Below are 11,354 nucleotides of genomic sequence, written 5' to 3'. Positions count from 1 at the left end.
TTTAAAATACAAAACGCCCGATGAAGTACATCGAGCGTTTTAGTTAAAAAGTGTCAACCCATATCAGGACGGGTCAGAAAACTTTGTAGATATAAAAAAACCGACACAAGGTCGGTTTTTTCTTCACTGTAAAATCAGGACTCTATTAAAGAGCTTTGATTTGTGCAGCGAAACGAGACTTATGGCGAGCTGCTTTATTCTTGTGAATAAGGCCTTTAGTTGCCATGCGGTCTAGGATAGGTGTAACTACAGCGAATGCAGCAGTTGCAGCTTCTTTGTCGCCTGCTTCGATAGCAGCAACAGTTTTCTTCATGTAAGTACGCATCATTGAGCGACGGCTAGCATTGTGCTGACGACGTTTCTCAGCTTGGATAGCGCGCTTCTTAGCAGATTTACTATTTGCCAAGGGTCTAACTCCCAAAAACTTAGTTCTGTGACAATTTAAGGGCGAGGAATATCCCTCATTTGCGCTTAAATGTCAAATGATTTGTGCAAAAACCGATCTAAGCCAAAACAAATTTTGGTAAGAGAGGTTATCGCGGTTAAGATGGCGGGGATTCTAACAGCATTTTTATACCAATGCTAATAATTATCCGCGAAAGGCACACTTATTCCTTACAACCCGCGGATAGATTTTTGACGTCTATTTACAGCACCTGTCAGAGAAACAGTATAGGGTTAGCTGTCTTATGGTGATATTCCGAGGTTACAGTGAGTAAACGACTACTCAAGTCTGGCATGATCGTCAGTGCTATGACATTTATTTCCCGCGTTCTTGGCCTAGTTCGTGATGTTGTAGTGGCAAATTTAATGGGGGCAGGAGCAAGCGCAGACGTCTTTTTCTTCGCCAATAAAATTCCTAATTTTTTACGACGTTTGTTTGCTGAAGGTGCTTTTTCCCAAGCGTTTGTACCTGTTTTAACGGAAAGCCATGCTCAAGGCGACATGGATAAAACTCGGGAGCTCATTGCTCGTGCGGCGGGTACATTAGGGGTGATAGTCTCAATTGTTACCATCTTAGGTGTTCTAGGTTCCGGAGTGGTGACTGCACTGTTTGGTTTTGGTTGGTTCCTAGACTGGATGCATGGTGGTCCCGCGGCTGAGAAGTTCGAACTTGCTAGCGTGATGCTCAAGATTACCTTTCCTTATTTATGGTTCATCACTTTTGTTGCCCTATCGGGAGCCATTCTCAATACACTAGGTAAGTTTGCGGTTTCTTCGTTTACTCCTGTCTTCCTCAATGTGATGATCATTTTGGCAGCATGGTTTATCTCGCCGCAGATGCCACAGCCAGAGATTGGTCTTGCCATCGGTGTTTTCCTTGGTGGTTTGGTTCAGTTCTTATTTCAAATCCCTTTCCTTATTAAAGCGGGGGTTATGGTTAAGCCGAAATGGGGCTGGCGCGATCCGGGCGTGGTGAAGATCCGAACCTTAATGATTCCTGCTTTGTTCGGTGTGTCGGTAAGCCAAATCAACTTGTTGTTTGATACTTTTATTGCCAGCTTTCTGCAAACCGGTTCGATCAGTTGGTTGTACTATTCAGATCGCTTGTTGGAATTCCCGTTAGGTCTGTTTGGTATTGCTATTGCAACGGTGATTTTACCAGCATTATCACGCAAACATGTTGACGCACAAAATGAAGGATTCGCACAAACCATGGACTGGGGGGTGCGCATGGTGATCTTACTTGGCCTTCCTGCAATGCTTGGTTTGATGGTACTGGCAAAACCTATGTTGATGGTGTTATTCATGCGAGGTGAGTTTTCGCCACAAGACGTACATCAAGCATCATTGTCACTCTTTGCTTACGCTTCAGGCTTGTTGAACTTTATGCTGATTAAAGTGCTCGCTCCGGGTTATTACTCGCGTCAAGACACTAAAACGCCAGTGAAATACGGCATCATTGCGATGGTGACCAACATGGTATTTAATGCAATTTTTGCGTACTTCTATGGCTACGTTGGCTTGGCTATCGCGACGGCACTATCGGCATTTGTGAATATGGCACTGCTGTATCGTGGCCTGCACATCGCAGAGGTATACCAAATCACTAAGCGAACCGTCTTCTTTATTATACGTTTAGCTATTGCTGGCGCGGCGATGGTGGCGGCAATCTTATGGCAACTGGAAGATATGTCAGTATGGCTCGGCTGGAGCTTTGCTCACCGAAGCGCGGTGCTAGGGATGTTGATCGGTTTAGGAGCCGTAGTTTACCTAGTGGTTCTATTTTTAACTGGTGCGCGTTTAAAAGACCTAAAAGCTGGGACAGACTGAGGGTGATTAGTATATAATCCGTCAGTTTCACACAGTGTAAAGTAAAACAGAGGCAGAAAGCAGTATCCAATGGAACTGATTAGAGGCATTCACAATATCAACCCGCGACATCATGGTTGTGTGCTGACTATTGGCAATTTCGATGGTGTCCATAAAGGCCATCAACAAGTATTGCAGCAAGTGTCTGAGCAAGCGGACAGGCTATCCTTGCCTTCTGTTGTGATGACCTTTGAACCTCAGCCGATGGAGTTGTTTGCCAAAGACAAGGCACCTGCAAGGTTGACTCGATTACGCGATAAGTTCGTGCAATTGAGTAAGCTCGATATTGACCGCTTACTGTGTGTCAATTTCAATCGCCATTTTGCAAATTTAACCGCGGAAGAGTTTATCCGTGACTTGTTGGTCGAGCGTTTGGGTGTTAAGTTTCTTGTCGTTGGTGATGATTTCTGCTTTGGCAAAGGCCGTACAGGTAACTTTGCAATGCTGCAGGAAGCAGGGGAAAAATACGGCTTTGATGTCGTAAGTACCCAGAGCTTTTGTTTACAACAATTACGTGTCAGCAGTACGGCTATCCGTCAAGCGCTGGCGCGTGACGATTTGCATTCCGCGCAACAGATGCTGGGAAGAAACTACAGCATCAGCGGTCGTGTTTCTCATGGAAGAAAGCTAGGTCGAACCATTGGGTTCCCTACTGCAAATATTCCTTTGAAACGCTGTGTTTCTCCGGTTTCCGGAGTCTATGTTGTTCAAGCGCTTGGCTTAGGAAATAAGCCAGTTGGTGGTGTTGCTAATATTGGTCAAAGACCAACCGTCAATGGTGTTCGCCAACAGTTAGAAGTGCACTTATTCGACTTTCATGCCAATTTATATGGCAAGCAACTAGAAGTGGAACTTTTGCATAAACTTCGAGATGAGCAAAAGTTTGAGTCGTTTGAAGCACTTAAACAACAAATTGAATTGGATGCTGAAGCAGCAAGGGTGTGGCTGCGTCAGCTTAAGCGTTGAGCGGTTTATTCCACCGTTCAACATAATGTCTAATTTTCGCCCAATATAACGGAATTAAGAATCGATGAGTGAGTATAAAGATACCCTGAACTTACCTGAAACAGGGTTTCCAATGCGCGGCAACCTGGCCAATCGTGAGCCAGAAATGCTTAAGCGTTGGTACAAAGAAGATCTTTACGGTGAAATCCGTAAAGCTAAGAAAGGCAAAAAGTCATTCGTATTGCACGATGGCCCTCCTTACGCAAATGGTGACATTCATATTGGTCACGCACTAAACAAGATTCTTAAAGACATTATTATTAAATCCAAAACACTTTCAGGTTTTGACGCACCTTACATCCCAGGCTGGGACTGCCACGGTCTACCAATCGAATTAATGGTAGAGAAGAAAGTAGGTAAGCCAGGCCAAAAAGTGACAGCAGCGGAATTCCGCGAGAAATGTCGTGAATACGCAGCAGGTCAGGTTGAAGGTCAGAAAGAGAGCTTCAAACGTCTTGGCATCATGGGTGAGTGGGACAAGCCATACCGCACTATGGATTTCGCAACTGAAGCGAACATTATTCGTGCTCTTGGTAAGATTGCAAGCAATGGTCACCTTCTAAAAGGTTTCAAACCTGTTCACTGGTGTACAGACTGTGGTTCTGCTCTTGCTGAAGCGGAAGTAGAATACAAAGATAAAGTATCACCATCTATCGACGTTCGTTTTAAAGCGGCTGACGAAACAGCACTGCTATCTAAATTTGAACTGACAGAAGGTCATGAAGGTCACGGTGACGTATCTATCGTTATCTGGACAACAACACCTTGGACACTGCCTGCAAACCGCGCAGTATGTCTACGTGATGATCTAGAGTACGTGCTTATCCAAACAGAAGGCGACAACGCTGAGCGTATCATCGTTGCTGCTGAGCTAGCGAAAGACGTAATGGACCGTGCGGGTATCGAGCACTTCCACAACCTTGGCTTTGCTAAAGGTGCGGACCTAGAGCTTTCTCAATTCCAACACCCATTCTACGATTTCACTGTACCGGCGATCCTTGGCGATCACGTTACGACTGATTCAGGTACTGGTGTTGTTCACACTGCTCCTGGTCACGGTCAAGAAGACTTCGCGGTTGGTAACAAGTACAACCTAGAAGTAGCAAACCCAGTTGGCTCAAACGGTGTTTACCTACCAGATACAGAGCTATTTGCTGGTCAGCACGTATTTAAAGCGAACGATGCAGTAGTAGAAGTACTAAAAGAAAAAGGTGCACTACTACACCACCACGCTTACGAGCACAGCTACCCACACTGTTGGCGTCATAAGACTCCAATCATCTTCCGTGCTACACCTCAATGGTTCGTTTCTATGGATCAAGCTGGCCTACGTGCTAAAGCATTAGAGTCAATCAAGAATGTAGAGTGGATGCCTGAGTGGGGTCAAAGCCGCATCGAAGGTATGATCGAAGGTCGCCCTGAGTGGTGTATCTCTCGTCAACGTACTTGGGGTGTGCCAATTGCTCTGTTTGTTCATAAAGAAACAGCAGAACTTCATCCAAACACGCTAGAGCTGATCGAGAAAGTCGCGAAGCTGGTTGAAGAGAAAGGCATTCAAGCATGGTGGGATGCCGATGCAGCTGAACTACTAGGTGCTGACGCTGACCAATACGAAAAAGTGCTAGATACGCTAGACGTATGGTTCGATTCAGGTGTCACTCACTTCTCTGTTGTTGATGCTCGTGAAGAGTACAACGGCAATAGTGCAGACCTATACCTAGAAGGTTCTGACCAACACCGTGGTTGGTTCCAGTCTTCTCTAATTTCATCTATCGCGATGAAAGACGAAGCGCCTTACAAACAAGTACTGACACACGGTTTCGTGGTTGATGGTCAGGGTCGTAAGATGTCTAAATCTATCGGTAACGTGGTTGCGCCAAAAGACGTAACTAACAAGCTAGGTGCTGACATTCTTCGTCTATGGGTTGCTTCAACAGACTACACTGGTGAAGTTGCGGTTTCTGATGAAATCCTAAAACGTAGCGCAGATGCTTACCGTCGTATCCGTAACACAGCGCGTTTCTTCCTAGCTAACCTGAGCGGCTTCAACCCTGAAACAGACATCGTTCCTGTTGAAGAGATGGTTGCGCTAGATCGCTGGGCAGTTGGTCGTGCACTAGCAGCACAAGAAGAGATTGTTAAAGCATACGAAGAGTACAACACACACGGTGTAACTCAGCGTCTAATGCAATTCTGTTCAATCGAAATGGGCTCTTTCTACTTAGACGTAATTAAAGACCGTCAGTACACAGCAAAACGTGGCGGCAACGCTCAACGTAGCTGTCAGACAGCACTTTACTACATCGTAGAAGCGCTAGTTCGTTGGATGGCGCCAATCATGTCGTTCACTGCAGATGAAATCTGGAACGAAATGCCAGGCGAGCGCGACAAGTTCGTATTCACTGGTGAGTGGTTCGACGGTCTATTCGGTCTTGCTGAAGGTGAAGAGCTGAACAACGAATTCTGGACTGAGATCCAAGCGGTTCGTGGTGCAGTAAACAAACTTCTAGAAGATGCGCGTAAAGAGAAAACCATTGGTGGTGCACTACAAGCTGAAGTGACTCTATTTGCTGATGACGCACTAGCGGCGAAGATCAACAAACTTGAAGATGAACTGCGCTTTGTTCTACTAACATCTGCTGCGAAAGTTAAGCCTCTAGGTGAGAAGACGGATGCAGCACAAGCGACGGATATCGAAGGCTTGTTTGTAGAAGTAGCAGCAGCTGAAGGCGAGAAGTGTGACCGTTGTTGGCACCACACGCCAGACGTAGGCACAATTGAAGGTCACGAGAAGATCTGTGGTCGTTGTGTGTCTAACGTAGACGGCGAAGGTGAAGTACGTAAATTCGCGTAATTGCCTAGAACGACTGAACTTTTTTTAAAATTAACAGCCCCAGTATTTACTGGGGCTGTTTGTAGGTAAAGTAATGAGTGAAAAAGCACTGACGTTAAAGCAATCTGGAGTTCGCTGGCTGTGGTTAGCAATTCTGGTATTTATTGCAGATATTGGCATCAAATTGGTGGTGATGGACAACATGGGCTACGGATGGGCAAACCGAATTGAGGTGTTGCCATTCTTCAACCTACTTTACGTTCATAACTACGGTGCCGCTTTCAGCTTCTTGAGCGATCAAGCTGGTTGGCAGCGTTGGTTATTTACAGGTATCGCGTTTGTTGTGACGGGTCTTTTGACCTACTGGATGAGCAAGCTTCCAGCAAAAGAAAAATGGAACAACATTGCTTATGCACTGATTATTGGTGGTGCAGTGGGCAACGTGTTTGACCGCGTCGTTCATGGCTTTGTTGTTGATTACCTAGACTTCTTCTGGGGTAACTACCACTGGCCAGCATTCAACCTTGCTGACATGGCGATCTGTATTGGTGCGGCAATGATTATTCTGGATGGCTTCCGTAAAAAAGACGCTAACAAGTAACCTTTTGCGATATATCGAATAACCCTAAGCGTCGTCCGTTGATTCGAGCGACGCTTTTTATTATGTTGGAGCGCCAATCAGCATATCAATGTATAAAAAGACCAAGCTGACAGCGTAATAACCCAAGAACAAGGAAGCATTAACGTGACAACAATAACCAATGAATCGGTAGTAACCCTTCACTTTACGATTAAAATGAAAGACGGATCGGTTGCAGATAGTACTCATAACATGGGTAAACCAGCGAAGTTTGTTATGGGTGATGGCAGCTTGAGTGAAAACTTTGAGCAATGCTTGATCGGCCTCGAAACAGGCGCACAAAAAGCGATTGAGCTAAAGGCAGAAGACGCGTTTGGTATGCCAAACCCTGATCATATTCACTATATGGATCGCACTAAATTTGTAGGTGATGCAGAAGTGGAAGTTGGTACAATCATGGCCTTCAGTGGCCCTGATGGCATGGAAATCCCGGGCATTATTACACAGATTGCAGGCGATTCAGTCACTGTGGACTTCAACCATCCTCTAGCGGGACAAGACGTGACTTTCGAAGTTGAAATTTTGTCAGTAGAATAGCGAACCCAATAAAGATAATTTCCATGAGCAATGAAATGAAAATCCTGTTAGCTAACCCACGTGGTTTCTGTGCTGGTGTTGACCGCGCGATTAGCATCGTAGAGCGTGCGCTAGAGATGTATCAGCCACCTATCTATGTTCGACATGAAGTGGTGCATAACCGTTTTGTGGTTGAAGGTCTAAAACAGCGTGGTGCTATCTTCGTTGAAGAGCTGCATGAAGTGCCAGACAACAACATTGTGATTTTTTCTGCTCATGGTGTATCGCAGGCGGTTCGTCAGGAAGCCAAGCAGCGTGATTTGACCGTATTTGACGCAACGTGTCCTTTAGTAACCAAAGTGCATATGGAAGTGGCGCGTGCGAGCCGTCGTAATATGGAAGTGGTTCTGATTGGTCACGCAGGTCACCCTGAAGTCGAAGGTACGATGGGGCAATACGCCAGTGAAACCGGTGGTATGTACTTGGTTGAAACTCCAGCCGATGTTGAGAAACTGAAGGCGATTGTGAAAGATCCATCCGATCTTCATTACGTAAGCCAAACGACGCTTTCTGTCGATGAAACTGCCGATGTTATCGAAGAGCTACGCCGCGTGTTCCCAGATATCCAAGGTCCACGTAAAGACGATATCTGTTATGCGACACAAAACCGCCAAGATGCCGTACGTGAATTAGCTGGTGACGTAGATGTGATGGTTGTGGTGGGTTCTAAAAACTCATCAAACTCTACACGTCTTAAAGAGCTAGCTGAAAAGCTAGGGACACCTGGCTACTTAACCGACTGTCCGGAAGATATCAAACCCGAGTGGTTCGAAGGCAAAACAAAGGTCGGCGTGACTGCGGGAGCATCTGCTCCGGAAGAGCTCGTTAATCAGATTCTAGAGCGAATCAAAGAACTCGTGGGTGCCGAAGCGGTTGATGAAGTACTTGGCCGTGAAGAGAATATGTTCTTTGAAGTACCTAAAGAACTGCAAATCAAGCAAGTGGATTAGTCTCCATTTATCGAATATTCAAAAGGCGACCTGTGGGTCGCCTTTTTTACATCTCTCTTAACTCATTTAGGTAATCACGAATTTGGTCTTTTCCTAAACCATCGATAATCATATCAGACATCTTCGTGATTCTTCGCTCAAGCGATTGAGCAACCTTTTCGCAATGTGAGTACATGTCTTCATCAGAACCATCGGTCGGAAAAGCATCAACTTGCCAGTTTACTCGAACACCACCTGCAAGCCACTGAGGAGCGGTTTCTTGATGTAAAGAATCACAGAGAATAATAACGATGTCGGGAAGAAACTGAGTTCGCTCCTCCCATGAATGCGTGTGGATATGCGGAATGGGGAGTTGGTGGTCATCTAAATATTTTTGCACCACTGGGTGCACCTTGCCTGTGGGATGTGAGCCTCCACTGGTGACACTAAAATCTGCTGGCAGGATATTGGTTGCGATTGACTCCGCGAGGACGCTTCGTCCAGCGTTGTGCTTACATATGAATAAAACTTTATACATCATCGCCTCATCTTTTCAGAGCGTCCTATTTATACGCTAGCGGAAACTTAGCGATGATGTGTGAAGTTTTTGTGTTAGTGGCTAATGCCGAGCATCTCTTTGAGCACCTTTAAGTAGCGGCGGCTTACTGGTATCTCAAAGCCTGTTTTGGTGATGATTTCCGCTAACCCATTTTCCAGTAACTTGATTTCGCTAATCGCTTTAATACTGACTAAGTATTGACGATGGCAGCGGACTAGAGGGGTTTTCTCTTCCAACGTTTTTAATGTCAGTTGGGTGCTCGCGGTTTGGCTGGTGGAGCGTACATGCACGCCGCTGATATCACTGTAAGCACATTCCACCGTGTCGGTGGCCATGATAACGATGCGGTTGTGTCCGATGCACGGTATCTGATCCAACGTGTCAGGTGTAATAGCAGACAGTTGTTGCGTTAGGGCGGATTGGCTAATGACTTTGTTTAGTCGTTTGACCGTTTTAGTTAACCGGCATGGGTCGACAGGTTTGAGCAAGTAATCAAAGGCATTGTCTTCAAATGCTTGAATCGCATACTGATCATAAGCCGTGACAAAAACCACATAAGGCATGGTTTCTGGATCAAGCATCCCAAGTAATTCAATCCCCGTGACTTGAGGCATTTGGATATCGAGAAACACCACATCAGGCTTGAGTTCATTGATTTTTTTTAGGCCAAGGATTGCGTTTGAGGCATCGCCCACGACCTCAACTTGGCCTGTTTCATCCAGTAACTCTGCTAGCTCTTCACGAGCAAACTGTTCATCATCAATGACGAGTGCGGTTAACATCCAACATTACCTTTATTGCTTCAGCGTGCTTTTATGATTTTGGGGGAATGATAAAGCTCATTTTAGTAAATTGATGTGGCTCGCACGTAATTTTTAGCGCTGCATCACGTCCAAATTGATTAGTGAGACGTTTGTCGACAATTTCTAAACCTAGCCCTGAGTGGTTTTCTTTTGGCGGTTCAAAACTGCCTGCGTTGTCTTCGACGGTAATCAAGTGACCTTGTGGGTGTGCTTCGCTGTAGATATGAACTTTACCACCTTCAAGCATGTTTGAAATGCCATGCTTAATGGCATTCTCAACCAAAGGCTGGAGTGTAAAGCTTGGTAATTTGATGTCCAGCAATTCAGGTTGAATATCGATTTCAACCTCTAAGCGGTCCGTAAAACGCGCTTTTTCGATGCTCAAGTACGAGTTCACATGTGCAAGCTCTTCCTTTAGCGTCACGGTATTAATGTTCTGCTTTAAATTGCTGCGGAAGAAGTGCGATAGATTTTGGATTAGCTCGCGCGCTTTGTCAGGGTCACGACGAGTAATCGCACTAATAGTATTGAGAGCATTAAACAAAAAGTGTGGATTCACCTGAGCGTGAAGCAATTTGATTTCTGCTTGGGCGAGTAAGGCTTGTTGTTGTTGGTAATCGCCATAAAGGATTTGGCTAGATAGAAGCTGGGCTATTCCTTCCGCCATCGACATGTTGGCCGTCGAGAACAATTTACGCTTCGGTTCATACAGCTTTATGGTACCAATGACCTCTTTCCCTGCACGCAGTGGGATGATCAGCGCAGATCCGAGCTTGCAATCTTTTGCAATGGAGCATTGGTATGGACGCTCCGCACCATCAAGATAAATGATGTCGTTTTTCTCCATGGAGTCTAATGTGCTTTGCGATGAAATCGGCGTGTTTGGTTTATGGTGATCATCGCCAATGCCCACAAACGCCAAGATCTTTTCTTGGTCAGTAATCGCGACAGCGCCCACTTTGGTTTCTTCGTAAATAATACGTGCGATTTTCTCTGCGTTTTCGGTGTTGAAGCCGTTGCTTAGAATTCCCACTGAGCGATCAGCAATGGTGAGCGCTCGACGCGAAAACGTCGCAGAAAACTTTTCAAAGATTGCTTTTCTGTCTTGCAGGATACTCATGAACAACGCCGCACCAAATGAGTTCGCGATGATCATAGGCGCTGCAATAGCGGACACCAGTTCATAGGCTTGATCAAAAGGTTTCGCGACGGCGAGCAGCAAAATCATTTGCACCACTTCTGCAACAAACGTGACGCTGAATACAACGCTTGGATTAAACAGCAATGCACCTTTATTTCGCTTGATAAGGTAAACGTGGAGCAAGCCACCAATTACGCCCTCGGCGGTGGTTGAAATTGCACAGGCTAGGTCGGTAAAGCCACCAAGAGAGTATCGATGGATGCCACCAGTAAATCCGACGGCGAAACCTACAACAGGTCCACCAAACAGCCCGCCCATAACTGCGCCGATCGCACGAGTATTGGCAATAGCATCGTTGATGTGCAGACCGAAATAGGTGCCGAGAATACAAAAGCCAGAGAAGAGTACGTAACAAATTAGGCGGTGGCTTAAGCGCGAAGAAATACTCAGCAAAGGTAAGATGATTGGCGTTTTACTTAGCATGTAAGCCAAAACTAAGTACACACACATCTGTTGTAAAAGGGAGATGACCAGTTCCATAGTGAACCTAACCTA

At 45.7% G+C, this 11,354-nt stretch carries 10 protein-coding genes; 6 read left to right on the top strand and 4 right to left on the bottom strand.

The genetic code is table 11. The annotated features are described in order from the left end of the window. Positions 1–145: 145 nt before the first annotated feature. Entirely contained in the window at positions 146–406 is a 261-nt protein-coding gene (gene rpsT, locus R7Q47_RS20665; RefSeq protein WP_005381938.1) for a 30S ribosomal protein S20, read from the bottom strand. 305 nt (positions 407–711) lie between these two features. Between rpsT and murJ the strand changes: the two genes are divergently transcribed. The 6 genes from murJ (at position 712) to ispH (ending at position 8,317) form a co-directional block, all read left to right on the top strand. Then, positions 712–2,274: a murein biosynthesis integral membrane protein MurJ gene (gene murJ / locus R7Q47_RS20660; protein WP_005385957.1), complete on the top strand. Its 1,563-nt coding sequence runs from the start codon at positions 712–714 to the stop codon at positions 2,272–2,274. Between the two features lie 69 nt (positions 2,275–2,343). Next, on the top strand, positions 2,344–3,279 hold the full coding sequence (ribF, locus tag R7Q47_RS20655) for a bifunctional riboflavin kinase/FAD synthetase (protein WP_017636167.1): 936 nt from the start codon (positions 2,344–2,346) through the stop codon (positions 3,277–3,279). Between the two features lie 64 nt (positions 3,280–3,343). Then, positions 3,344–6,172, top strand: a complete 2,829-nt coding sequence (gene ileS, locus R7Q47_RS20650) for an isoleucine--tRNA ligase (protein WP_213908272.1) — start codon at positions 3,344–3,346, stop codon at positions 6,170–6,172. 73 nt (positions 6,173–6,245) lie between these two features. After that, positions 6,246–6,752: a signal peptidase II gene (lspA, locus tag R7Q47_RS20645; RefSeq protein ID WP_005381924.1), complete on the top strand. Its 507-nt coding sequence runs from the start codon at positions 6,246–6,248 to the stop codon at positions 6,750–6,752. Positions 6,753–6,896: 144 nt separating this feature from the next. Continuing rightward, on the top strand, positions 6,897–7,328 hold the full coding sequence (gene fkpB, locus R7Q47_RS20640; RefSeq protein ID WP_248487357.1) for an FKBP-type peptidyl-prolyl cis-trans isomerase: 432 nt from the start codon (positions 6,897–6,899) through the stop codon (positions 7,326–7,328). Between the two features lie 23 nt (positions 7,329–7,351). Next, positions 7,352–8,317: a 4-hydroxy-3-methylbut-2-enyl diphosphate reductase gene (gene ispH, locus R7Q47_RS20635; RefSeq protein WP_005381920.1), complete on the top strand. Its 966-nt coding sequence runs from the start codon at positions 7,352–7,354 to the stop codon at positions 8,315–8,317. Positions 8,318–8,363: 46 nt separating this feature from the next. Here the strand turns inward: ispH and R7Q47_RS20630 are convergent, their stop codons facing one another. From R7Q47_RS20630 to R7Q47_RS20620, 3 genes are all read right to left on the bottom strand, one after another. Then, on the bottom strand, positions 8,364–8,837 hold the full coding sequence (locus R7Q47_RS20630) for a low molecular weight phosphatase family protein (protein ID WP_132936768.1): 474 nt from the start codon (positions 8,835–8,837) through the stop codon (positions 8,364–8,366). A gap of 71 nt (positions 8,838–8,908) precedes the next feature. Beyond that, entirely contained in the window at positions 8,909–9,637 is a 729-nt protein-coding gene (gene btsR / locus R7Q47_RS20625; RefSeq protein WP_005381917.1) for a two-component system response regulator BtsR, read from the bottom strand. A 31-nt stretch (positions 9,638–9,668) separates the two neighbouring features. After that, positions 9,669–11,339: a sensor histidine kinase gene (locus tag R7Q47_RS20620; RefSeq protein ID WP_005381915.1), complete on the bottom strand. Its 1,671-nt coding sequence runs from the start codon at positions 11,337–11,339 to the stop codon at positions 9,669–9,671. Between the last annotated feature and the right edge of the window lie 15 nt (positions 11,340–11,354).

It is taken from the genome of Vibrio sp. Vb0349 (assembly GCF_033338975.1).
Note: the sequence above shows the minus strand (reverse complement) of the source record. Positions and strands in the feature narration are given on the sequence as shown.